Genomic DNA, 22,473 nt, shown 5'->3' with positions numbered 1-22,473 from the left:
GACCGGCCGGGCCGGCGGACCGGCGGATCAGTGCCAGTCGCTGATCTGCACGTCGCGCGGATCAGGGGCACCCTCACCGGTCTCCACCAGCCGCTTGAGACTCAACAGGTAGGTGGCCCACTTCGTGCTGCAGTGGTGCATGAACTCGACCGGCTCACGCCAACCCTCGTGCCTGAACAGCACGATCGTGTAGTCACCGTCCTGCCGCAGCTCCCAGCGCACGGTCGTACCGATCCACTCCTGCGGCCCCTCCACCACCTCCCAGCGGACCAGCCGACCCGGATCGAGCTCGACCACCAACATGTCGAAGCCACCCGGCCCGAAGCGGAACTCCAGCACGCCGCCGACCCCGGTCTTCCCCGAGGTCTTCTCCGTCCACCAGCCGGCCAGGCCGTCCAGGGTCGTCAACGCGTCGTACACCCGCTCAGGCGAGGACCGCCGCACACCGACCCGGTGCAGGATGTCTACCATCTGTCGCATACCTCTCCGCTCGTCACCGCTGTGCCGTTCCCTTCCCGTCCGCGTCCCGGTCGCGCTGGACCGCCTCCGCGATGCGCCTGATCCGCCGCAGCCGGGCATCCCAGGCCGCTCCCACCTCGGCGAGCTGGGCGACAGCCCGGGCGAGCTGCGCCTGGTCGACCCGGAACCGCCGCTCCCGGCCGACGGTGCTGGCCCGCACCAGACCAACCCGGTCGAGCACGACCAGATGCTTCGCCACCGCCTGCCGGGTCACCGGCAACCGCTCACTCAGGCTGGTCGCCGTCCCGCCGCCCTCGTGGAGCAGCAGGTCGAGCATCCGGCGCCGGATCGGGTCGCCGACCGCCGACCAGAGGTCGTCGTCGACCCTCACCGTCGTGCGCCCGCACCGACCCGCGCCGCGTACGCCGGCAGTCGCGGCAGGTAGAAGTCCCAGCCGGTGACGTGTTCGGCGTACTCGGCGGCGGCCTTCGCCTCGTCCCAGCCGCGCTCCCGGAAGCCGCTCTCGGTCATCCGCAGCAGCGTGCCGCCGCCCGCCGGCTCCAGCTCGAAGACGACCAGCAGCGAATTGCCCGGTACGGCACGCTGCCCCTCCTCGTGCGTCCACCGGAAGGAGAAGAGCCGTGGAGGTACGGCGTCGACGACCGCGAACTGCACCCAGGTGCCCTCCGGCGAGAAATCCCCGAAGCCGATCCGGCCCGCACCGCCGGGCACCGCCGGATACTCCGCCTCGTCCGGCCACCACCCGCGCAGGTGCTCGGGACTGCTGACCACGTCGAAGACGACCTCGGGTGCGGCGTCGATGTGGATCTCCCGCTCGATCGTTCCGAACTCCATGCCTGCCACCTTTTCCGCAACGTTTGGTTGCGTATAACGCTAGCCGACACCCCGACAACGCGCAACCGCAGGTTGCATCACGAGCGCCAGGAAGCGTGCGCCGACCACAGGGGGGAGTACGCCCGTTCGACGGCACAGGTCGTGCAGATCGGGGCCCACGGTGCGATGCCCGGCCGCACGAGGCCACCGAGCCCCGAGGGGTTCACGCGGGCGAACCGACGCGGATCGCCGACCGGGCAGCTCGGCGGCCTGCCGGAGGGCGTGATCCGAAGCGACCGTGGCTGCCCGCCGAGCGGTCGAAGAGCCTCGCTCGGCAGCGGCAATGTCAGGTCGATAAGATACATTATGTCAACTAGTTGTCCTCGGGCGGCCCTTCGCCGTCGGCGAGAACTACATACCGGTGATTTGCCGCCGACGTTCTCCCCGCCCACCGGTACGTCCGGCCGGACTCGGCCTGATGGCGATGCCCGGCGCCGCGGTGCGGCCGCACGAGCGCCGGAGCGACCGGCGCCGGGAGTTCGAGCCGCGACTCGTGAGATCCGGCCACGTCCCCGGTGTGACAGAACCACCGTACGGCCTGATCGCGGTGTCCCACCCCCGCTCGGATCCTGCTGCGGCCTCCGTCGCCGATCGCGGTCCGGGCCGCTCCCCGACCCTGGCGAAGATCATCCGAACTGGCTGATTCGTCAGGAATCATGCATAATACTCGTTATGCAGGACAAAGAGGACTTTCTGCTACTCCCCCTCATCGAGCAGTTCCTGACCGCCCGGGCCACCCGCAAGCCCTCCCCGCACACCCTGGCGGCATACCGGCGCGACCTGCTGGCGATCGCCGGGCTGGTCGCCGCCGATCCCGCCACTCCCCTCCTCCTGGCCGGGCTGCCGATCCGTGCCCTGACCGCCCGGTCGCTGCGCGCGGCCTTCGCCCGGTACGCCGCTCCCCGGGCCGCCGCCTCCATCTACCGGGCCTGGTCCACCTGGAACGGCTTCTTCGACTTCCTCGTCGCCGAGCGGGTGGTGTCCGGCAATCCGATGCCCGCCGTCGACAAGCCCAGGGTGCCGCCCGCACCGCCGAAGCCGCTGCGGGGTGAGGAGACGCCGGAGCGGCTGCTGACCGGGGTCGCCCGGGCCGACGAGCGGCAGCGGGATCCGTGGCCGGAGCGTGACCTGGCCGTGCTGGCCCTGGCGCTCTGTGCCGGTCTGCGTCTGGCCGAGCTGCTGGCGCTGCGTACGGGGTCGCTGGTCGGCCGGGAAGGCGAGCGCCGGGTCGAGGTGACCGGCAAGGGCAGCCGGTCCCGGTTGATTCCGGTGGAGCCGGAGCTCGACCGGGTGCTCGGGGACTATCTGGAGAGCCGGCGCCGGCGTTTCGGGTCCCGCACGGTCGGGCCGGACTCGGCGCTGCTTGTCGACCGGCGGGGTGCGCCGTTGCGCCGGGGTGGCCTGCAGTATCTGGTGGAGTCCTGCTATCGCCGGGCGGGGATCACCGATCGGGTGCCGGCGGGGGCGCGGTTGCACGCGCTGCGGCACACCTTCGCGACCCGGTTGGCCGAGGACGGTGCGAGTGCGCCGGAGATCATGCGGTTGCTGGGACACGCGAGCCTGGCGACGAGCCAGAGCTATATCGAGGTGACCGCGGCGCAGGAGCGGGCGGCGGTGCGGGCGAACCGTACGAACCGTTCGTTGGGCCGGCTGCTGGCGCAGCGCCCGTCGGTGGAGGGGTCCGAGGGGCGTGGCTGGTGAGGTTCCCGGGGCTCGTCGGAGGCTCCGGGATCAGGCGAGGTCGACGACGAGTGGCCGGTGGTCGGAGATGGTGGCGATCGGGGCGTCGGTGGCGGTGACGGCGGGCAGCGGGTGTCCGTCGCGGGGGTCGGCGAGGATGTGGTCGAGTTGGACCCGGGGTTGTCTGGCCGGATAGGTGGGGCGGCGGGCCAGGGTGCGCCAGCCGGAGACGAGGGTGGCGAGCCCGGCGGGGAGGTTGAGGTCGCCGAGGAGGATCCGGGGTGGGGGCAGGGTGCGCAGGGCGCGGATGACCTGGCGGAGTTGCCGGATGTTCCAGCCGGGGACGAAGGAGAGGTGGGTGGCGGCGGCGGTGAGCTGTCCGTACGGGGTGTCGAGGATGGCGGCGAGGACGACCCGGGGTTCGTCGCGGAGCAGGATGATGCCGCCGCCGGGGCCGGGGTCGAGGACCGGGGAGCGTACCGGTACCGGGGCGAGGCGGGTGACCTGCCAGGAGCGGACGGGGTAGCGGCTGACCAGGCCGATGCCGTAGAGGGGTTCGCCGTGTCCGTCGTCGTCGTGGGTGAGGGGCCGGAAGTGTTCGCCGGGGGTGCCGACGACGGCGGCGGCGAAGCGGTGTTCGGGTGCCTTCATCGCCTGGGCGGCGATGGCGGTGAGGTCGAGGTGGTTGCTGCGGGACTGGTCCCGGTCGACTTCCTGCAGGGCGAGGATGTCGGCGTCGAGGGTGGCGACCGCGGTGGCGAGCCGGGTCTCGTCGACGAGGCCGTCGTGCGGGGATCGGCCGTGCAGGAGGTTGAAGGTTGCCAGGCGCACGTGCACACCTTACGGCGGGATGTGCGACAGTTTTGGCGTGATCTTCAAAGCGCTGTGTTGTTCCGCGTTGCTGTTCGTGGCGTTGGGTGCGGCGGGTGTGTGGTTGCGGCGTCGGCGGGGTCGTTGAGTCCGTCGGCGGTGCGGCGGGTGCCGCGGCCGGGTTACCGGTCGGGGGTGGCGAGGCGGCCGGCGCGGATGTCGCGTAGGGCGCGGCGGCGGGTCTCGCCGCGGAGGGTGTCGACGTAGAGCCGTCCGGCGAGGTGGTCGGTCTCGTGCTGGAGGGCGCGGGCGAGGAAGTCGCTGCCGGTGATGGTGAGGGGTTCGCCGTGCTGGTCGAAGCCGTGGGCGGTGGCGTGCCGGGCGCGGGGGGTCGGGAAGTGGAGGCCCGGGATGGAGAGGCAGCCCTCGTCGTCGTCCTGTTGTTCGGTGGAGAGTTCGAGGGTGGGGTTGATCAGGTGACCGCGGTGGCCGTCGGCGTCGTAGACGAAGACCTGGGCGCTGATGCCGATCTGGGGTGCGGCGACTCCGGCTCGGCCGGGTGCGCCGAGGAGGGTGTCCATCAGGTCGGTGACCAGGTCGCGTAGTTCGGTGTCGAAGCTGGTGACCGGCTCGCAGGAGGTGCGGAGCACCGGGTCTCCGATGATCCGGATGGGCCGCATCGTCATGACCGGAACCCTACCGGTTCGTTACCTTCCGGTGGCGGCGGTGCGTCGGCGTCGCGGTGCGTCGGCACCGGTGGCCGGCGGTGCGGGCAACGTGTCAGCGGCGCGGCTGGCCGGCGAGGGCGGCGCGCACGGGACGGGTCTTGGCGGCCGCCTCGGCGACTTCGGCGGCCGGGTCGCTGCCCCAGGTGATCCCGCCGCCGGCCCAGACGTGGATCCGGTCGGGGTCGGCGGCGGCGGTCCGGATGGTGAGGCCGAGGTCGAGCCGGTCGGGGCCGATCCAGCCGAGGCCGCCCATGCTGGCGCCGCGTCCGACGGGTTCGAGGGCGGCGATGCGGGTCAGGGCGGCGAGTTTGGGTGCGCCGGTGACGGAGCCGCCGGGGCAGACGGCGCGGAGCAGGTCGGCGAGGCCGTGGCCGGCGGCGGGGGTGGCGGAGATGGTGGACTCGGCCTGCCAGAGGTCGGACCAGCGGCGGATGGTGTAGAGCTGGTCGACGCGTACGGTGCCGGTGTGGGCGATCCGGGCGAGGTCGTTGCGTTCCAGGTCGACGATCATGATGTGTTCGGCGCGTTCCTTGGCGGATTCGAGGAGTTCGCGGCGGCCGGGGCCGGTCGCGGGCCGGGTGCCCTTGATCGGCCGGGTGTGGATGGCGCCGCCGGTCACCTCGATCAGGGTTTCCGGGGAGGCGCAGCCGATGGCCCAGTCGGTGCCGGTGAGGATGCCGCCGTACCGGGCGCCGGGTAGCCGGGTGAGCCGGCGCAGTGCCGGCAGCGGGTTTCCGGTGTATGCGGCGCTGCCGTGTCCGACGAGGTTGACCTGGTAGATGTCGCCGGCGGCGATGGCGTGCCGGGCCTGGCGTACGGCGTCGGCGTGTTGGCGCGGCGTCCAGCTTTCGGTCCAGGGGCCGAGCTGCCATCCGGGGGTGGACGGGTGGGGCCGGCCGGGTGGGGTGGGGCGGGTGGGGTGGTCGTGGTGGCGGTAGACGACGGCGACCAGGTCGGGGACGGCGGGTGCCGGGCTGGCGGGGCCGATGGGTGCGCCGGCCATCCGGGCTCCGGCGGCGGCGGAGACGAAGACGGCGGCGCCGCAGACGGTGCCGGGTGCCGGGTGGGCGGGGTGGGCGCCGGGGCGGGTGAGGTCGCGTACCGGGAGGTCGTGTCGGGTGAGGAAGTCTTCCAGCAGGGTGGCGGGGTCGTCGGCGGCGTCGGCCCACCACTGCAGCCGGTCGTGCTCGACGAGTCGGGGTACGCAGTTCGGGGGCGCTCCCGGCGGCGCGCTTGGGAGCGCTTCCAATACGTACGGCTCGATCTGCCTCATCCGAAAAGTGGATTTCCTCGGTCAGAGACGGATACCCGCTCGTCATCACTGGGCGTGAGGGAGTACCGTCCGTCATCGGTCATGTGAACCATGCCACAGCGCCCCCATAGTCCGGAGAACCCGATGTGCCAGCACGAACCGATCTGCCCCTCCGCGGAAGCGACCGACCGGGAAGCGGCCCGCGTCGTCGCCTGCTTTCGGGAGCAGGGATGGAGCCTGCTCTGCAATGGCGTCATCCTCTTCGAGGACACCGGCGAGCTGCTGCCCGACGGCAGCACCATAGCGCCGCACCGTGGCCCGGCCCGGCACGCCCTGGTCGGCTGACTCCTCACGGAGCGTGACCGGCCGGCGTCGGCGCCCGGCCGGTCCCACTCCGGTCCGTCGTCGTCGCCGGACCGGATCCGCACGATCACTCAGTTCTCGTACGACTCCGGGGGCGGGCAGGCGCAGACCAGGTTCCGGTCCCCGTACGCGCCGTCGATGCGGCGCACCGGCGGCCAGTACTTCGCCCGCCGGTCCACCCCGGCCGGGTACGCCGCCACCGACCTCGGGTAGGGGTGGCTCCACTCGTCCCCGCTGACCATCGTCGCGGTGTGCGGGGCGTTCGCCAGCGGGTTGTCCTCCTTCGGCCACTCCCCGGACCCGACCCGGTCGATCTCGGCCCGGATCGCGATCATCGCCGCGCAGAACCGGTCGAGTTCGGCGAGGTCCTCGCTCTCGGTCGGCTCCACCATCAGGGTGCCGGCGACCGGGAACGACATCGTCGGGGCGTGGAACCCGTAGTCGACCAGCCGCTTCGCCACGTCGTCGACGCTGACCCCGGTCGCCTTGGTCAGCGGCCGCAGGTCGAGGATGCACTCGTGGGCGACCAGGCCCTTGTTGCCGGCGTAGAGCACCGGGTAGTGGCCGCGCAGCCGGGCGGCGACGTAGTTGGCGGCCAGCACCGCCGTCCCGGTCGCCCGGCGCAGCCCGTCCGGCCCCATCAGCCGCAGGTACGCCCACGGGATCGGCAGGATCCCGGCCGAGCCGTACCGGGCGGCGGAGATCGCCGGCCGCCCCCCGGCCGCCAGCGGGTCGCCGGGCAGGTACGCCGCCAGGTGTGCCCGGACCGCGACCGGCCCGACCCCGGGCCCGCCGCCGCCGTGCGGGATGCAGAACGTCTTGTGCAGGTTCAGGTGTGACACGTCGGCGCCGAACCGGCCCGGCTTGGCGTAGCCGAGCAGCGCGTTGAGGTTGGCGCCGTCGACGTAGACCTGGCCGCCGGCGTCGTGCACCTTGGCGCAGAGCGCGGCGATGCCGCCCTCGTACACCCCGTGCGTGGACGGGTAGGTGACCATGATCGCGGCGAGGGTGTCCCGGTGGGTGTCGAGCTTGCGGTCGAGGTCGGCGAGGTCGACGTCGCCGTCGGCGTCGCAGCCGACCACCACCACCCGCATCCCGGCCATCACCGCGCTGGCGGCGTTGGTGCCGTGCGCCGACGACGGGATGAGGCAGACGTCGCGGTGCGCCTCGCCCCGGTCGCGGTGGTAGCCGCGGATCGCCAGCAGGCCGGCGAGTTCGCCCTGCGAGCCGGCGTTCGGCTGGACGCTGACGGCGTCGTAGCCGGTGACCTCGGCGAGCCAGCCTTCGAGGGTGGTGACGAGGTCGCGGTAGCCGGCGGTCTGGCCGGCCGGGGCGAACGGGTGCACGTCGGCGAACTCCGGCCAGCTGACCGGCTCCATCTCGGTGGTCGCGTTCAGCTTCATCGTGCACGACCCGAGCGGGATCATGCCCCGGTCGAGGGCGTAGTCGGCGTCGGCGAGCCGGCGCAGGTAGCGCAGCATCGCCGTCTCGGAGTGGTGCGCGGAGAAGACCGGGTGGGTCAGGTAGTCGCCGGTCCGGTCCAGCGCCGCCGGCAGCGCCGGTGCGGCCGGCGTCGTCGGCGCGGTGACCGGCCGGCCGGTGACGGCGGCGACGGCGTCCCAGACGGTGCGCAGGTGCGCCTCGGTGGTGGTCTCGTCGCAGGCGATCCCGACCTGGTCGGCGTCGACGGGGCGCAGGTTGACGCCGCGCCGCTCCGCCTCGGCGACCAGCTCGGCGGCCCGGCCGGGGACCCGGGCGAGGACGGTGTCGAAGAACGCGTCGTGGACGATCTCGACCCCGTCGACGGTGCGCAGCCCGGCGGCGAGGGTGGCGGCGTGTCCGGCGGTCCGTTCGGCGATCGCCCGCAGCCCGGCCGGGCCGTGGTAGACGGCGTACATGCCGGCCATCACGGCGAGCAGCACCTGGGCGGTGCAGATGTTGCTTGTCGCCTTCTCCCGGCGGATGTGCTGCTCCCGGGTCTGCAGCGCCAGCCGGTAGGCGGGGTCGCCGGCCGCGTCCCGGGAGACCCCGACGAGCCGGCCGGGCAGCATCCGCTCCAGGCCGGCCCGGACGGCGAGGTAGCCGGCGTGTGGGCCGCCGAAGCCCATCGGTACGCCGAACCGCTGGGTGGTGCCGGCGGCGATGTCGGCGCCGATTCCGCCGGGCGGGCGCAGCAGGGTCAGCGCGAGCAGGTCGGCGGCGACGGTGACCAGGGCACCGGCGGCGTGCGCGGCCTCGACCAGCGGGGCGTGGTCGCGGACCGCGCCGGAGGCGCCCGGGTACTGCAGGTGCAGTCCGAAGAACTCCGCCGGCAGCGGCTCGGCGTCCAGGTCGAGCACCCGCACCTCGATGCCGAGCGGCTCGGCCCGGGTGGCGAGCACGGCGACGGTCTGCGGCAGGGTGTCGGCGTCGACGACGTACACGCCGCTGCTGCTCCGCCCGGCGCGGCGGGCCAGGGTCATCGCCTCGGCCGCGGCGGTGCCCTCGTCGAGCAGGGAGGCGTTGGCGGTGGCCAGCCCGGTCAGGTCGGTGACCATGGTCTGGAAGTTCAGCAGCGCCTCCAGGCGGCCCTGGCTGATCTCCGGCTGGTACGGGGTGTAGGCGGTGTACCAGGCCGGGTTCTCCAGCACGTTGCGGCGGATCACCGCCGGGGTGTGTGTGCCGGAGTAGCCGAGGCCGATCATGGAGACGGCGACGGTGTTCCGGGCGGCCAGCGCCCGCAGCTCGGCGATCACCTCCGGCTCGGTGCCGGCCGGCGGCAGGTCGAGCCCGCCGGACCAGCGGATCGCCTCCGGGATCGCCGCGTCGAGCAGGTCGTCGACCGAGGCGTAGCCGACGGTCTCCAGCATCCGGCGTTCGGCGTCGGCGTCCGGGCCGATGTGCCGGTCGGCGAAGCGCCCGACGTCACGGGCGGGGTGGTGGGCTGTGGTCATGGGGACAACTCCCGGGCGAGGTCGACGCTGCAACCTCCCCCTCTGTCACACACCGCGGCGTCGCGGGCGCTCCACAGTCGCCTGCCCGCAAGCTCCTTTTGCCTGAGAGGTTCCGGGGAGGATTTGCCCCTTCGGCGCCGACCGGCGGGTGCCGGGCGGTCTCTCGCTCGCGGGTGATGTCGGCGTTGGCAACGGTACCAGTGATCGGGTTTCCCGCACGTTTCGGCCGGTGGGCCGGCCGGTCACTCCCCCGGCCGGTGATCTCCGCCGCCCGTGGTGGCGGTCGCGGTGACGGTGACCTTGCCGTCCGCGAGTCGGTAGAACATGCCGACGACGTCGCAGCGGCCGCCGGTGACCGCGTCGGCGAGCGCCGTCCCGGGCCGGGTCACCAGATCCACCGTACGCCCGATATGTACCCCGGCGACCTCGGCGTCCCCGCTGATCCGGCGGGCCTCCGCCGCCTCGATGCTCGGGGTGACCCGCTGCACGATCGCGCCCAGGTCCCGGCCGGGCAGCCGGCCCCCGTCCCGGACCGCCCGGGTCGCCTGGATCGCGCCGCAGGAGTCGTGGCCGAGGACGACGACCAGCGGCGCGCCGAGCACCACCACCCCGTACTCGATGCTGGCGGTCACCTCCGCGCCGACGATGTGCCCGGCGGTGCGGACCACGAACAGGTCACCGAGCCCTCGATCGAAGATGATCTCGGCGGCGAGTCGGGAGTCGGAACAGCCGAAGACCACCGCGAAGGGCCGCTGCGCGGCGGCCACCACCGCCCGGTGCTCGGCGTCCTGGTGCGGATGGATCCGGGTGCCGGCGACGAACCGCTCGTTGCCGGCGAGCAGCTCGTCGAGCGCCTCGGCCGGGGTCACCGGCCGGTGGTCCAGGTATGCCATGACGTCCCTTTCGACGGCGCCACCGGTGCGGTGGCGGGCGAGGTCGGTCGGCGCCTTCGGCGACCCGCTACCCGATCAGATACCACGAAACCCGCCGCCATCCCCAGCCCGACCGGCCGCGGGTGAGCGAAGAAACACCGGACGTGGCCCGCGGGCACCGCGCACGCTCGCGGACCTGCCGCGCGGGCTACGGCCGGGACCGTGCCGGATCGGTGCCACACGGCCCTGCCACGATCAATAGGGTGGCAACGTGACCTACCGTGCCGCGGAGAACCGCTACGACACCATGACCTACCGGCGCGCCGGCCGCAGCGGCCTGCGGCTGCCCGCCATCTCGCTCGGCCTGTGGCAGAACTTCGGCGACGGGCGGCCGTGGCAGCCGCAGCGGGACATCTGCCGGCGGGCGTTCGACCTCGGGGTGACCCACTTCGACCTGGCCAACAACTACGGGCCGCCGCCCGGCTCCGCCGAGGCGAACGTCGGCCGGATCCTCGCCACCGACCTCGCCCCGTACCGCGACGAGCTCGTCATCTCCACCAAGGCCGGCTACTACATGTGGCCCGGCCCGTACGGCGAATGGGGCTCCCGGAAGTACCTGGTCTCCTCCCTCGACCAGTCACTGCGCCGGCTGGGCCTCGACTACGTCGACGTCTTCTACCACCACCGGCCCGACCCGGACACCCCGCTGGAGGAGACGATGGCGGCGCTGGACGCGGTCGTCCGGGCCGGCAAGGCCCTCTACGTCGGGCTGTCGAACTACACCTCGGAGCAGACCCGGCAGGCGGCGGCGATCCTGGAACGGCTCGGCACCCCGATGCTGATCTCCCAGCCGTCGTACTCGATGTTCAACCGCTGGATCGAGCCGGACGGGCTGCTCGACACCCTGGAACAGGTCGGCGCCGGCTGCATCGCCTACAGCCCGCTCGCCCAGGGCCTGCTCACCGACCGCTACCTCGACGGCATCCCCGCCGACTCCCGGGTCCGCACCAGCGTCTTCCTCGACGAGAGCGCCCTGACCGGGTCGACCATGGCCACCGTACGGGCGCTGCACGCCCTCGCCGGACGGCGCGGCCAGTCCCTCGCCCAGCTCGCCCTCGCCTGGGCGCTGCGGGACACCCGGATGACCAGCCTGATCATCGGCGCGAGCAGCGTCGCCCAACTGGAGGCGAACGTGGCCGCGCTGGACAACCTCGTCCTCACCGACACCGAACTCGCCGAGATCGACGGCCACCTGGCCGGCCGCTGACCGTTGACCGCCGGCGGCCGGCCACCACCCCCCGGATGGTGATCAGCCGCCGGTCACACCGACGGGCCGGCCCAGCGGCTCACCTGTGGCGCTGATGCTCCGGATGCGGCGGCAGGGCCGGCCGGACGGGGCCGCCCGCAGCCGCGGCGGTGACCCCCGCACCCGCCTCCCGGGCGATCCGGTCCATCGTCCGGGCCAGATGCTCGCTGCCGTCGTCCAGATGCCGCGCCGCCGCCTGCATGTGCGAGATCATCATCTCGCCGAAGATCCGCAACGCCTCCCGGGTCGCGACCGTGTCGTCGAAACTCGACCCGGCCGACGCCCGGTAGTCCTGCACCGCCCGCTCCGCCTCGTTGCGGGCGTCCTCGGCCGCCGCCCGCAGATAGTTCTCGTACTGCACCCGGGCGTACTCGGCGACCCGGCGGGCGTAGTCGTGCGCCTGGGCGATGATCTGCTCCGCCTCCCGCTGCGCCGCCGACAGCAGGTTCACCTCCTTCGCCCCCGGCAACTGCGGCCGGCCCCCGGCACTCGGCAACACCCCGTGCCGGTGCAGCTCCACATGGTCGTGCAGCCGCTCGTTCTCCGCCCGCAGATCCGCCAGCTGGGTCGCCAACAGGTCCAGCTCGTCGGCGACCTGGTGCCGGAACCGGTCCACGTCCCGGTCGTCGTAACCACGCCGGGTGAACGACGACGAACCGAACTCCCACCGCCGGACCCGGTCCGCGGTGATCCGGACCCGCGGACTCGGACCGGACACCGCCGCGGTGCGGTCGTACTCGCTGATCGGGCTGGCGCTCACTGCGTACCTCCGTCTGCCGGCCTCTGCTCCTGCACCTCACCGGTCCGCCGGCCGGGCGAATACCACTGCCCACCCAACGCCTCGTAGTGCAGCTGCCCGGCGTGATAACCCGCCTGCGTCAACCCGGTGACGGCGCCCGACACCATCGGGTCGGACCCGCAGACGAAGACGTGCCGGTTGCGCCAGTCGCCGTCGGCGAGGGCGCGATCCACCACCTGGACGAACTCTCCGGGCCGCGCCGGGTCACCGTTGACCACGTACGTCACCCGCAGCCATGGATACGACGCCACCAGCTTCTCGGTCGCCTCGACGTCGTAGAACTCCGTACGGGACCGGGCGCCGACGTACACGTCGACCCGCCGCCCCCCACCGGACGCCGCCACCTGCTCCACCAGCGCCTTCAACGGCGCCCAGCCGGTCCCGCCCGCCAACAGCAGCAGATCGCCACCGCCGCCGGCCCGGCGCAACGTCAACCGCTCCCCCACCGGAGCCGCCAGATGCAACTGGTCACCGACGCTCGTGCCATACACCAGCCGGGAACTCACCGCACCGCCCGGCGCCGCCCGCACGTGCAACTCCAGCGTGCCGTCGGTGCGGGCCGCGTTCGCCGGCGAGTAGTAGCGCCACGCCCGCGTCGCCGGGCTCGACACCCCGACCGACTGGCCCGCCTCGAACGGCAGCAGGTACTGCGGGCGCAGCGTCAGCACCGCGATGTCGAACGTCCGCGGCTCGTGCGCGACGACCTCGCCGACCCACCACGGCGGGCTGACGTTCTCCGCCGCCGACGCACCGTCGACCATCACCTTCGCGACCAGCCCGTACGCCGCGGTCCAGTCCTGCGCCAGCTCCTCGGTCCAGTGCTCGCCGAGAAAGTGCGCCAGGGTCGCCAACAGCGCCTCCCCGACCGCCGGATAGTGCTCCGCCCGGACCGCGAACTTGCGGTGGTCGGCGCCGAGTGACTGCAGGAACCCGACGAGCTGATCCGCCTGATCCACATGGGACACGATGTGGCCCAGCGCGGTGACCAGCCGATCCCGCTGGCCGGCCATGTTCGTCGGAAACATCTGCCGGACCTCGGGATGGGCGAGGAAGAGAGTCGAGTAGAAGTAGAGCGGCACCTGGTCGCCGTGCCCGGCGACCAGGTGCCAACTCTGCTTGAGACGAGCGACGTCCACGGTCAAACGCCAGCCGAGGTGCCGCTCGACACCACCTGGTCGCGCACCGAGACCAACGTCGCCCGCACGTCGTCGACGATGTCGCCGGGCACGCCGAGCCCGGTCAGCGTGTCGACCAGGTGCGCACCGACCCGGACGTAGTGCTCGGCCGGGATCTCCAGCGGCTGGTGCGCCTCCGCCAGGCCACGGCCGGCGTAGTTGTTCGGCCCGCCGAGCACCACGGTGAGCATCAGCACCATGTGCCGCCGCTGCTCCTCCATGTTCAGCCCGGTGAAGTAGCCGGCCAGCTCGGGGTCGGCGAGCACCCGGTCGTAGAACAGCCGCACGGCCGCCTTGACCGACTCCGCACCACCGATCCGCTCGTAGTGTGAGGGCGGTGCCGACGCACCGTCACCGATGGTGCCGACACCGTCCGAGGAGGACGACAGGGCGCTGTCTTCTGGATCCGTCACGGTCTTCCTTCCGGCGCGAGGGGAGATTCGCGCGGCATTCTGGGGCGTGGGAACGACGGTGCCGTCCCGGTGGGCAGGCGGACGGCCGACGGGCGGCACTGGGTGGGGACACTACCGCGCCCAGCCGTACCGTGTCATCCATCCCGAATCGGTGTCATCCGGACCGACCCGACCGGTTCAGCGATTGCCGATGTCAGCGGTCGTCGATTCCGAACCGGACCATCATCCCCATCCGAACCCGTCCCGGCCACCCCGGTCACCGTGAGCGACACCTCAGCCCCGGAGCGCGTCCCGGCTCCGCCGGACCGAACCGACCCGCCGGCACCGCCCGGTCGATGTGGACACTCCGGATGACCACAATGGCCCGACCCACCCCGACGACCCGCACACCCGGGCGGGATGAGGAATCGTGACGGCGGGCGGCAGCGATCCGGGCCCGCGGACGAGCGGAGGTTCAGCCCGCGCGCCGCCGGGCACGGCGGGCCGCCAACTCGTCACCCGCGTCCACCACGACCGCCTCCCCCGCCTCACCGGCCGGCGACGGCTCACCGGCCGGCTCCGCCGGCAGATGCGACAGCGAGCCCTGGACCTCCTTGAAGGCCCCACCGATGGCGATGCCGAAGACGCCCTGCCCGCCCTGCAACAGGTCGACGACCTCCTCCGGCGACCGGCACTCGTAGACCGACGTCCCGTCCGAGATCAGCGTGATACCGGCCAGATCCGCCACCCCACGGGAGCGCAGCGTCTCGATCGCCCGCCGGATGTTCTGCAGCGAAACCCCCGCATCCAGCAGGCGCTTGACCACCTTCAGCACCACCAGGTCACGGAACGAGTAGAGCCGCTGCGTTCCCGATCCCGACGCGTCCCGCACGCTCGGCACCACCAGCCCGGTACGCGCCCAGTAGTCCAACTGCCGGTAGCTGATCCCGACCGCGTGGCACGCCGTCACACCCCGGTAGCCGACCGCACCGTCCTGCACCGACGCCCCAGGCTGCTCCTCCTCCACGGGGGGAAGCGGCGTACCAGGATCAGGATCCCGTGGCTCATGCATCGGACAACCTCCCCGCCCGTGCGGTGACACGTCGTTTCCGGGACGTGCACCCCTCGACAGGCCCAACCCTATAGCCCGGCTGGAGGGTTACCCGGCAGCATCTGCCGCGACACGCCGCACTCAGGGATCACCGCAGGGTTACCCGGCGGCCGGGCCGATCGTTACCCGTAGCGGTCAGCCGGCGAAGTCCTCCGGGCGGACCTGCTCCAGGAACTCCCGGAACTTCTCCACCTCGTCCTCCTGCTCGTCCGGAATGATGATCCCGGCCTCGGTCAGGACCTGCTCCGCACAGCGGATCGGCGCACCCACCCGCAACGCCAACGCGATCGAATCCGACGGCCGGGCCGACACCCGCAGACCGTCGCCGATCAGCAGATCGGCGTAGAAGACGTTCTCCTTCAACTCCACGATCTCCACCGCCCGCAGCGGGGCCTGCAACGCGGCCAGGACGTCCCGGAGCAGGTCGTGGGTGAGCGGCCGCGCCGGCTTCACCCCCTGCTGCTCGTAGGCGATCGCGGTAGCCTCCACCGCACCGATCCAGATCGGCAGATAACGGTCGCCCTCGACCTCTCTGAGCAGGACGATCGGCTGGTTGGTGGGTAGCTCCACCCGAACCCCGACCACGCTCAGCTCGCGCACCGCCGCCTCCGTGTCGTTGTCGTCGTCCCCACCACCGTCCTGCGGCGGCCGATGCTACCCGCCGCCAGGGCCGGGATGCCCCTTCCCTGCACGGTACACGGGCCCGGATCCCACCGCCCCACGCGCGCCGCCCGCACCCGCCCGCACCGCACGGGTTACCCCCGGAAGACTACGCCACGCCCAGCGCCGCAGATCTTTCCCGCCGGACCGGTGCACCAGGCCACACCGCCAGACGGGCACACCCGACCACACCAACCCCAACCGCCACCCACCGGACCGGAAACCCGCACCGCACCACCGGCGACACGGCGGTCACCGCCCCACCGTCCCGCGCAGCCCCACCCGGACCAGCGCCGCGTGCAGCCGCTGCGACAGCCCCACCAACTCCCGCGCCGCCTCCGCCGCCCGCGCCCGGGCCGCCGGATCGCTCTGCCGCACCAGCGGCGCCAGCAACTGGGCGAACAACCCCACCTCGCGATCCGCCGCCGTCCGGTAACCACGCAGATGCCGCGGCTCCAGCCCGTACGCCGCCAACCCCGCCACCGCCTCCGCGACCAGCAGCGCGTCCGCGTCGTACCAGCCCGACGGCTGGGGCACCACCAGCCCCATCCGCTCCAACTCCGCCAACAACGAGTCACCGAGACCGCTGCGGGACAGCAGCTCCGCCCGCCCCAGCCGCAGATCCGACGACTCGCCCACCGGGCCGGCACCGTCCCGCCCCGGCACCGCGCCGTCCGGCCCCACCGCCACCAGCGACGGCCGCGACCGCTCCAGCCCCGTCAGCCCGTCCCGGTCCGCGGCCGCGAGCTGCTCCCGGATCACCCGCAACGGCAGATACTGGTCCCGCTGCGCGGTCAACACGAACCGCAACCGCGCCACATCGTCCCAGCTGTACTTGCGGTAACCCGCCGGCGTGCGTTGCGGCTCGACCAGACCCTCGGACTCAAGAAAGCGCAGCTTGGAAATTGTCGTGTCGGGAAACTCCACCCGTAGCTGCGCCAGCACCTCACCGATACTCATCAGTGGCTGGCCCCGAGCGACCGCCCCCGGGCCGGGAACAGCCGCCGCCGCACGCTCACTCACCCCCGGCCGGCCCCCTCCTCCGCACGCGGACCGGCGATGAAGACCAGCCGGAACTTGCCGACCTGGACCTCGTCACCGTTGCTCAGCGTCGCCGCCTCGACCCGCTCCCGGTTCACGTACGTCCCGTTCAGGCTTCCCACGTCCCGCACCGTGAACGTGCCACTGTCCCGGTGGAACTCGGCGTGCCGACGGGAGACCGTCACGTCGTCGAGGAAAATGTCACTGTCGGGATGCCGACCGCTCGTCGTCACGTCGTGATCCAACAGGAACCGGGCACCGGCGTTCGGACCACGCCGAACCACCAGCAACGCCATCCCCGGAGGCAGCGAACCTGACATCCGGCTCGGCACGACATCGGTCTCGGGCCCCTCCAACATCTCGTCGAGAGAACCGAGGTTCAGCGTCGAAGTGACGTCGAGCGGGGGAAACTCGTCGTCTGGGCGCGTCATTGGGACCACCTCACGGATCTGTTCGGTCGGCGTCGGGTGTTACGGGTCTGGCCGCCGGGCACCCACAAGGCCCAGCGGCTGGCTCCCCCGTGCCCGGGAAGGCATTTCCGCAACGCGCAACTATTGGTTCTCGGTCGACTGGGCGAGCCTAGCCAGCGCCGAAATACAGGGCAACCAGACGCGCGGACACAACCACGCGCCGACGTCACCACAATCAGCTCTCGGTCAGCTCCCGATACGCGTCCGCGGAGAGCAGGCCCGCCACCGCCGACGCGTCACCGGGCGTGATCTCCACCAGCCACCCCGCACCGTACGGGTCGTTGTTGATCACCTCGGGAGTGTCCACGAGCTGCTCGTTGCGCGCCACCACCGTGCCGGACAGCGGCGCGTAGATCTCCGAGACACTCTTGGTCGACTCGACCTCGCCGAACGACTCGCCGGCCCGCACCGTCGCACCCTCGTCGGGAAGCTGCACATACACGATGTCACCAAGCGCGTCCTGGGCGAAGTGGGTGATGCCCACCCGCACCGGTCCGCTGCCGTCGCCAGCCACCCACTCGTGCTCGGCGGTATACCGCAGGTCCTCAGGAATCACCAGACGCGTCCTTCTCCGTCACACCAGCCAAAGCCGGGACGCCCGATCGCCACCCCGACCGCACCCCCGGTCACGAGACCGGACGCGCATGTTGCAGCTCCTTCGGCGGGCTGAGGGCCGTCACGTCGACCACCTCCCGCTCCTCGATCGCCACGTTACCGCCGTCCCCACTGACCGATGCCACCACCCCGCCCGGGATGTTCAGCGCGGTTTGCATGGTCTTCGGATCACCGATCACCGAGATCCGGTACGGCCCGGTGAGCCGCCGTCCACCGACCGAGATGCCGCCGTCCGCGTCGAGGAAGTACGTCGACGCGATGATCCGCACCGTCGCACCGTCGCCACCGGAAATCTGCATCGCCTCCGCACCCGCGCCGCGCAGCTCCTGCACCGCGTCCAGCACCCGCGACGCCGCCACCGGCTTGGTCGCACCCGAGAACGTCACCGCCAACCCCGGCCCCCGGGCCGGCAACGTCCCCGCCAGGATCCCCAACTCGTCGGCCCGGCGGGCCGCCTCCTCCAGGGCCGCCTGCCGCCCCTCCGCACCGGAGTTCAACTGCCGCTGACTCTCCTCCAGCACCGCGATGTCCTGCCGGACCCGCTCCTCCTGCGCCTCCAGGTCCGACAGGATCCGCACCAGATCCTCCTGCCGCGCCGACGCCAGCGACGCGTCCGTGGAATTCGTCCGCACCTGCACCACAAGCGTGAAGCCGAGCAGCGCCAACAGCACCGCGATCATCGCGTTCGCCGCCGTCACCCGGGACAGCGCCCGCCGGAACGGCGACACCCGCCGGCCGTCCGGCACCGCCGCCCCGTCCACCGCCGGGTCGTCCACCGCCGCCCCACCGGCCGGCAGCCGTACGGTCGGCCCCTCGTCCACCGCCTCCGGCCCGTCGTCGGCCGTCAGCGGCACCGCGGGCCCGTCCGTCACCGGCGGCGGCTCCACGGGCGGTGCCTCCGCCCCGCCGGGCCCATCCGGACCCGCCGCACCGGCACCGGCGCGGTCCGCACCCTCCGTCGCAGCACCCGCCACCGGGTCAGGCTCCACCGGCGCGCCACCGGCCGCCCCACCCCGCGCCTTCTCCTCGTCCGCGTCCGCCATCGCTACGAACCTACGCCCGGAACAGGTGCCGGCGAATAGCCGCCACATTGCCGAAGATCCGCACGCCGAGCACCACCACCACACCGGTGGACAACTGCCCACCGACGCCGAGTTGGTCACCGAGATAGACGATGATCCCGGCGACCAGCACGTTCGAGATGAACGAGATCACGAACTGCTTGTCGTCGAAGATGCCGTCCAGCTTCGCCCGCACCCCGCCGAACACCGCATCCAGCGCCGCCACCACGGCGATCGGCAGATACGGCAGGAGCGCCGACGGAACCGTCGGATCCAACCAGACGCCGAGCAGCACCCCGGCGAGCAACGCGAGCACAGCGATCATCGGCCGCCTCCATGCGGACTCGGGGATCCCCCGGTACCGGCCGACGACCCGGACGACGCCGGAGCGGTGGGCCTGGGCGAGGGGGTGGCATAGCGCAGCCGCGGCTCGGTCGCGGCCGGCAGGGTCAGGTCGTCGACACCACGGAACTCGAACGACGTTCCGTACTCCTCGGAGACGCTCCCCATCAACCGGGCCGCCGCGCTGTCCCGGAACCGCCGCTCCAACTGGCCCGGACCGATCGCGGAGACCTCGTACGGGCCGATCACCGGCTTGAAGTCGACCAGGATCGCCCCACCCGCCGCCCGGATCGTCGACATGGCGGTCAACCGCTGCCCGTTGATGGCGATCGCCTCCGCCCCGGCACTCCACAGCGCGTTCGCGATGTCCTGCAGATCCCGGTCGAGCACCCGCCCCAGGTTCGTCCCACCGGCACCCGTGACCGCGTCCGACGTGACCGGCGCGTCGGCGATCCGCACCACCAGCCCGTCACCGCGTACCCGACCCAACCCGGTGGCCGCCTCCAGGTTCCGCAGATTCGCCGCGGCGCTCCCGGAGAGCGCGGCGTCGCGCTGCCGGGCCACCTCCGCGCGCAACCCGTCCGCCCGGGCGGTCAGCGCCGCGTTCTCCGCCTCCCGCTGCTTGATCTGCTCCACCAGGCCGGCCCGCGCATTGCTGCGACTCGGCTCCGCCGCCATCGTCTGGCGATAGGCCACCGACAGCAGCAGGCCGAGCACGACCAGGGTCAACAGGCTCACCGCCCGCGGCACCGAACGCCGCCAGCCGGTCGCCGGACTGCTGTCCGCCCGGCGCGCCGCAGCGTCGACATATCCGGCGTCGAGCGGATTCCGGAACAGTTCGGTGAGGAAATCCGGCGTGTACGTCCGCCTGCCCTGCTCGGTCATCCCACCTCCGCCCGTGCGAACCGGGCCCGGACCAGCCGAGCCGTCTGGATCAGGTAGAGCCCGCCGGCCAGCCAGTAGAGTCCCAGGCCCCACAGGGCCAGCCCCCAGCCGACCGCCCCGGCCACGGCCGCCGCCCCGGGCACCGCGGCCGCCAGCAACAGCACCGGAAACGCGGCCAGCAGCACGAACGTCGCCGTCTTGCCCAGATAGTGCACCGGCGGCGGACGGTACCCGTAGCGCCGCAGCACCGCGAGGTTCGCGGTCATCAGGACATCCCTGGCCAGCAACGCGACGGTGAACTGCCACGGCACCACGTCACGTACGGTCAGCGCGACCAGCGTGGCCAGGATGTAGAGCCGGTCCGCGACCGGGTCGAGCAGCTCGCCCAACCGACTGACCTGACCCAACCGGCGGGCCACGAAACCGTCCACCCAGTCACTCAGGCTCCCCACGGCCAGGACGACCACCGCCGTGACCTCCTGCTCGGCGACCAGGAGGAGATAGAGGAACAGCGGCACACCGAGCAGCCGGACGAAACTGATCAGGTTCGGGACGGTGAGGATCCGCCCCGGCGAGCCGACGGGCTCGGCGGCGGCGTCACCGGTTGGCTGGGCATCACTCGCCCGCGCCGGCCGACGCGACACCGAACCTCCCTCCGCGCCACGGCCCGGCGCCCGCACGACGGCGCGGGACGGTCCAGGAACCGATGCGCGCTCGGGCCGGCTCCTCCCCCGGAGACGGTTGGCGTTCCGGACGGCAGCCGGCGACTGCCCCAGCCCCGGTCCCGGCGTTTGGCCCCCCGTGGCTGCTCAATTGCCGTGCCACTATATCGGGCTCGCTTTTCGTGTGGCTCGTCGTGGCGCGCGTCGGTGGGATCTTCTCGCGCATGTGTGGCGATGGCCACTCCGCGTACTGCGTCCTAGGACGCTAGTCCGAAGATGGTGCCCGGTCCGAGAGTGGTGCCGCTCAACGGCAGGCGTCGATGTGGTGCCCCGCGCGGCTCAGCCGCTCAGGCCGGCCCGGCCGAACAGTGTGGCGTAGCCGGAGGGCAACTGGGTCAGCACGTCGTTGAGCTCACCGCCGGAGACCGCCTCGGCCACGGTGCAGAGCACCGCGCTGGCGTCCCACTCGGCGGTACGCGCCGTCGCCCCCGCCCCGGTGGCGACCCGACCGAGGAACTCCCGTGCCCCGAAGGAGCCCGCGACGCCCTGCCCGGCCGAGATCAGCGTCGCGGCCAGCGGGCCCGGCAACTGGGCGGCGAGGTCCTCGGCCTCGTCCGGATGCAGCCGCTGCGCCAGGATGCCGAGCACCAGGTGGGTCACCCGCTCCGCCTCCGCCGGATCGGCGTACTCGCCGCGCTCCCGCACCCTGGCGACGAACTCGTCGTACCGCACTCCCCCACCCCCCGCGACAGACTCCGGACCGCCGTTACCCGCCGGCACCGCGATGATGCGTGCCCGCGGGTAACGGCGGTCCGGTCAGACCCGGGTGACCCGGATCGCGTCGGCGATCACGTATCCGCTGGCCCCACTCCACCGGCTCACCCCGACGACGTTCTTGTCGCCGGCGGTCAGCGTGAAGGTGCCCAGCGAGCGCCACGCGCCCCCGCCGCTGCTCTGGTCCACCACCACGGTCTGGTTGCCGCCCTTGGCCACCACGATGTACGGGGTGGCGGTGTTGTAGCCGGCGATGCCCGGATACCAGGCGTCTATCCGGTAACTCCCCTCCGCCGGGATGGCCACCTTGTAGTAGGCCACGTCGCTGATCGCGGCCGGGTTGGCGTACCGGTAGTCGGCGCCGTACCGCTCCGTCGCGTACGACGAGGTGAGCCAGTTGGCGCTGGCGGTGAAGCGACCGCTGGTGGTGTTGTCGACGACGGCGCTGAAGGCCGGTGGCGGGGTGCCGCCACCGGTGAGCGCGTCGGCCACGTCGGCGCGCAGTTGCGGAAGCATGCCGTAGAGCACGTTGCCCGGGCAGGCGGTGGCGACGTAGTCCCGGTGCCCGTAGATCCGGGAGGCGGCGATGCCGTACTGGTCGCAGACGTACGCGCAGAACTGCACCAGGCTGTCCCAGAGCGCGGCCGGCGGGGTGGCACTGGTGTAGGTGCCCTCGTTCTCGATCCCGATGCCCTTGTCGTTCTGGCCGGGACAGTGCGCGCCGACCACCATGCCGCTGCCGGCGCGCAGCCGGGACAGGCTGTTGTGCCGGCCCTCCATGACGTAGCCGCCCCGGCTGATGGTGAAGTGCTGGCCCGAGTCGGACCAGCCGTTTCCGTCCATGTGGAAGTTCTGGATGCTGCGGGCCATCGCGAAGGCGTGCGCCTGGGTGTAGTTCGTGCTGTTCGCACCGGCGGTGTGGTGGATCACGATCTTGTCGGGCGAGGAGGAGATCACGCTGAGCGAGCCCGGGGATCGCGCTCCCCAGGTGGCGCAGCTGGCGATGGTGGGGACGGGCACGGCGAACGCGGCGTCGTCCGGCGCGGCCAGGGCCGGCGGTGAGCCGGCGATCGACAGGCCGCCGGTCGCGGCGCCGACGCCGAGGAAGACCGCGCCGCGTACCACGTCGCGGCGGGAGAGGGGGGTGCCGGTCACGGTGGACCTCCAGGGAAGCGGGGGTTGAAGGTTT

25 protein-coding genes and 1 riboswitch are annotated in these 22,473 nt (G+C 72.4%); of the genes, 3 read left to right on the top strand and 22 right to left on the bottom strand.

Annotated elements, in window-relative coordinates:
• Positions 1–27: 27 nt before the first annotated feature.
• The 3 genes from ACN27G_RS12010 to ACN27G_RS12000 are packed head-to-tail and all read right to left on the bottom strand — an operon-like array spanning position 28 to position 1,314.
• A complete protein-coding gene (locus ACN27G_RS12010) occupies positions 28–471 on the bottom strand; it encodes an SRPBCC family protein (protein ID WP_421497303.1) in 444 nt (147 codons plus the stop codon).
• A 22-nt stretch (positions 472–493) separates the two neighbouring features.
• Positions 494–850: an ArsR/SmtB family transcription factor gene (locus ACN27G_RS12005; protein WP_421492879.1), complete on the bottom strand. Its 357-nt coding sequence runs from the start codon at positions 848–850 to the stop codon at positions 494–496.
• Positions 847–1,314, bottom strand: coding sequence for an SRPBCC domain-containing protein (locus ACN27G_RS12000; RefSeq protein ID WP_421492878.1), 468 nt, complete (start codon positions 1,312–1,314; stop codon positions 847–849). The genes ACN27G_RS12005 and ACN27G_RS12000 overlap by 4 nt, the downstream gene beginning before the upstream one ends.
• A 711-nt stretch (positions 1,315–2,025) precedes the next feature.
• Between ACN27G_RS12000 and ACN27G_RS11995 the strand changes: the two genes are divergently transcribed.
• A complete protein-coding gene (locus ACN27G_RS11995; RefSeq protein ID WP_421492877.1) occupies positions 2,026–3,054 on the top strand; it encodes a tyrosine-type recombinase/integrase in 1,029 nt (342 codons plus the stop codon).
• A 30-nt stretch (positions 3,055–3,084) separates the two neighbouring features.
• Here the strand turns inward: ACN27G_RS11995 and ACN27G_RS11990 are convergent, their stop codons facing one another.
• From ACN27G_RS11990 to ACN27G_RS11980, 3 genes are all read right to left on the bottom strand, one after another.
• Positions 3,085–3,864, bottom strand: a complete 780-nt coding sequence (locus ACN27G_RS11990) for an endonuclease/exonuclease/phosphatase family protein (RefSeq protein WP_421492876.1) — start codon at positions 3,862–3,864, stop codon at positions 3,085–3,087.
• 161 nt (positions 3,865–4,025) lie between these two features.
• Positions 4,026–4,529: a peptide deformylase gene (gene def / locus ACN27G_RS11985; RefSeq protein WP_421492875.1), complete on the bottom strand. Its 504-nt coding sequence runs from the start codon at positions 4,527–4,529 to the stop codon at positions 4,026–4,028.
• A gap of 94 nt (positions 4,530–4,623) precedes the next feature.
• The gene (locus tag ACN27G_RS11980; RefSeq protein ID WP_421492874.1) at positions 4,624–5,844 is read right to left on the bottom strand and encodes a chorismate-binding protein; all 1,221 of its coding nucleotides are present in this window, start codon (positions 5,842–5,844) and stop codon (positions 4,624–4,626) included.
• A gap of 123 nt (positions 5,845–5,967) precedes the next feature.
• Between ACN27G_RS11980 and ACN27G_RS11975 the strand changes: the two genes are divergently transcribed.
• Entirely contained in the window at positions 5,968–6,168 is a 201-nt protein-coding gene (locus ACN27G_RS11975; RefSeq protein WP_421492873.1) for a DUF5999 family protein, read from the top strand.
• Positions 6,169–6,257: 89 nt separating this feature from the next.
• On the opposite strand, the gene gcvP is transcribed toward ACN27G_RS11975, so the two are convergent.
• Both gcvP and ACN27G_RS11965 read right to left on the bottom strand, forming a co-directional pair.
• Positions 6,258–9,119, bottom strand: coding sequence for an aminomethyl-transferring glycine dehydrogenase (gene gcvP, locus ACN27G_RS11970; RefSeq protein ID WP_421492872.1), 2,862 nt, complete (start codon positions 9,117–9,119; stop codon positions 6,258–6,260).
• Between the two features lie 80 nt (positions 9,120–9,199).
• A riboswitch (glycine riboswitch) is annotated at positions 9,200–9,297 on the bottom strand.
• Positions 9,298–9,361: 64 nt separating this feature from the next.
• Positions 9,362–10,012, bottom strand: coding sequence for a carbonic anhydrase (locus tag ACN27G_RS11965; protein ID WP_421492871.1), 651 nt, complete (start codon positions 10,010–10,012; stop codon positions 9,362–9,364).
• A 250-nt stretch (positions 10,013–10,262) separates the two neighbouring features.
• On the opposite strand from ACN27G_RS11965, the gene mgrA reads away from it, so the two are divergent.
• Positions 10,263–11,258, top strand: coding sequence for an L-glyceraldehyde 3-phosphate reductase (gene mgrA, locus ACN27G_RS11960; protein ID WP_421492870.1), 996 nt, complete (start codon positions 10,263–10,265; stop codon positions 11,256–11,258).
• A 79-nt stretch (positions 11,259–11,337) separates the two neighbouring features.
• Here mgrA and ACN27G_RS11955 read toward each other — a convergent pair whose 3' ends face one another.
• The 14 genes from ACN27G_RS11955 to ACN27G_RS11890 all read right to left on the bottom strand — a co-directional run bounded on the left by ACN27G_RS11955 (position 11,338) and on the right by ACN27G_RS11890 (position 22,439).
• The gene (locus ACN27G_RS11955) at positions 11,338–12,057 is read right to left on the bottom strand and encodes a DivIVA domain-containing protein (protein ID WP_421492869.1); all 720 of its coding nucleotides are present in this window, start codon (positions 12,055–12,057) and stop codon (positions 11,338–11,340) included.
• Positions 12,054–13,232, bottom strand: a complete 1,179-nt coding sequence (locus tag ACN27G_RS11950; protein WP_421492868.1) for a globin domain-containing protein — start codon at positions 13,230–13,232, stop codon at positions 12,054–12,056. Before ACN27G_RS11950 ends, ACN27G_RS11955 begins: the two co-directional genes overlap by 4 nt.
• Positions 13,233–13,234: 2 nt before the next feature.
• Entirely contained in the window at positions 13,235–13,684 is a 450-nt protein-coding gene (locus ACN27G_RS11945) for a group I truncated hemoglobin (protein ID WP_421492867.1), read from the bottom strand.
• Positions 13,685–14,138: 454 nt separating this feature from the next.
• Entirely contained in the window at positions 14,139–14,735 is a 597-nt protein-coding gene (locus ACN27G_RS11940; RefSeq protein ID WP_421492866.1) for a MerR family transcriptional regulator, read from the bottom strand.
• A 174-nt stretch (positions 14,736–14,909) separates the two neighbouring features.
• Complete coding sequence (locus tag ACN27G_RS11935; protein WP_421492865.1) at positions 14,910–15,374, bottom strand: bifunctional nuclease family protein; 465 nt, start codon at positions 15,372–15,374, stop codon at positions 14,910–14,912.
• A gap of 312 nt (positions 15,375–15,686) precedes the next feature.
• On the bottom strand, positions 15,687–16,457 hold the full coding sequence (locus ACN27G_RS11930; protein WP_421492864.1) for a MerR family transcriptional regulator: 771 nt from the start codon (positions 16,455–16,457) through the stop codon (positions 15,687–15,689).
• Positions 16,454–16,906 carry an oxoglutarate dehydrogenase inhibitor Odhl gene (odhI, locus tag ACN27G_RS11925; protein WP_421492863.1) on the bottom strand — a complete coding sequence of 151 codons (453 nt, stop codon included), beginning with the start codon at positions 16,904–16,906 and terminating at the stop codon, positions 16,454–16,456. Before odhI ends, ACN27G_RS11930 begins: the two co-directional genes overlap by 4 nt.
• Before the next feature lie 214 nt (positions 16,907–17,120).
• Positions 17,121–17,501, bottom strand: coding sequence for a glycine cleavage system protein GcvH (gcvH, locus tag ACN27G_RS11920; protein ID WP_421492862.1), 381 nt, complete (start codon positions 17,499–17,501; stop codon positions 17,121–17,123).
• 70 nt (positions 17,502–17,571) lie between these two features.
• A complete protein-coding gene (locus ACN27G_RS11915; protein WP_421492861.1) occupies positions 17,572–18,603 on the bottom strand; it encodes a DUF881 domain-containing protein in 1,032 nt (343 codons plus the stop codon).
• 10 nt (positions 18,604–18,613) lie between these two features.
• A complete protein-coding gene (locus tag ACN27G_RS11910; RefSeq protein ID WP_421492860.1) occupies positions 18,614–18,946 on the bottom strand; it encodes a small basic family protein in 333 nt (110 codons plus the stop codon).
• Positions 18,943–19,848: a DUF881 domain-containing protein gene (locus ACN27G_RS11905; protein ID WP_421492859.1), complete on the bottom strand. Its 906-nt coding sequence runs from the start codon at positions 19,846–19,848 to the stop codon at positions 18,943–18,945. Before ACN27G_RS11905 ends, ACN27G_RS11910 begins: the two co-directional genes overlap by 4 nt.
• Positions 19,845–20,492, bottom strand: coding sequence for a CDP-alcohol phosphatidyltransferase family protein (locus tag ACN27G_RS11900; protein WP_421492858.1), 648 nt, complete (start codon positions 20,490–20,492; stop codon positions 19,845–19,847). Before ACN27G_RS11900 ends, ACN27G_RS11905 begins: the two co-directional genes overlap by 4 nt.
• A gap of 357 nt (positions 20,493–20,849) precedes the next feature.
• Positions 20,850–21,242, bottom strand: coding sequence for a DUF2267 domain-containing protein (locus tag ACN27G_RS11895; RefSeq protein ID WP_421492857.1), 393 nt, complete (start codon positions 21,240–21,242; stop codon positions 20,850–20,852).
• Between the two features lie 84 nt (positions 21,243–21,326).
• Complete coding sequence (locus tag ACN27G_RS11890) at positions 21,327–22,439, bottom strand: N-acetylmuramoyl-L-alanine amidase (RefSeq protein WP_421492856.1); 1,113 nt, start codon at positions 22,437–22,439, stop codon at positions 21,327–21,329.
• Between the last annotated feature and the right edge of the window lie 34 nt (positions 22,440–22,473).

Source organism: Plantactinospora sp. WMMB334 (assembly GCF_049179095.1).
Lineage (GTDB): Bacteria > Actinomycetota > Actinomycetes > Mycobacteriales > Micromonosporaceae > Plantactinospora.
This window is presented reverse-complemented; position numbering and strand designations above follow the sequence as displayed.

Bases quoted from the DNA above. Each gene is read 5' to 3' on its own strand.
- ACN27G_RS12010 (WP_421497303.1), bottom strand. From the start codon at position 471: ATGGTAGACATCCTGCACCGGGTCGGTGTGCGGCGGTCCTCGCCTGAG.
- ACN27G_RS12000 (WP_421492878.1), bottom strand. From the start codon at position 1,314: ATGGAGTTCGGAACGATCGAGCGGGAGATCCACATCGACGCCGCACCC.
- ACN27G_RS11995 (WP_421492877.1), top strand. From the start codon at position 2,026: ATGCAGGACAAAGAGGACTTTCTGCTACTCCCCCTCATCGAGCAGTTC.
- def (WP_421492875.1), bottom strand. From the start codon at position 4,529: ATGACGATGCGGCCCATCCGGATCATCGGAGACCCGGTGCTCCGCACC.
- ACN27G_RS11980 (WP_421492874.1), bottom strand. From the start codon at position 5,844: ATGAGGCAGATCGAGCCGTACGTATTGGAAGCGCTCCCAAGCGCGCCG.
- ACN27G_RS11975 (WP_421492873.1), top strand. From the start codon at position 5,968: ATGTGCCAGCACGAACCGATCTGCCCCTCCGCGGAAGCGACCGACCGG.
- gcvP (WP_421492872.1), bottom strand. From the start codon at position 9,119: ATGACCACAGCCCACCACCCCGCCCGTGACGTCGGGCGCTTCGCCGAC.
- ACN27G_RS11965 (WP_421492871.1), bottom strand. From the start codon at position 10,012: ATGGCATACCTGGACCACCGGCCGGTGACCCCGGCCGAGGCGCTCGAC.
- ACN27G_RS11940 (WP_421492866.1), bottom strand. From the start codon at position 14,735: ATGCATGAGCCACGGGATCCTGATCCTGGTACGCCGCTTCCCCCCGTG.
- odhI (WP_421492863.1), bottom strand. From the start codon at position 16,906: ATGACGCGCCCAGACGACGAGTTTCCCCCGCTCGACGTCACTTCGACG.
- ACN27G_RS11915 (WP_421492861.1), bottom strand. From the start codon at position 18,603: ATGGCGGACGCGGACGAGGAGAAGGCGCGGGGTGGGGCGGCCGGTGGC.
- ACN27G_RS11910 (WP_421492860.1), bottom strand. From the start codon at position 18,946: ATGATCGCTGTGCTCGCGTTGCTCGCCGGGGTGCTGCTCGGCGTCTGG.
- ACN27G_RS11905 (WP_421492859.1), bottom strand. From the start codon at position 19,848: ATGACCGAGCAGGGCAGGCGGACGTACACGCCGGATTTCCTCACCGAA.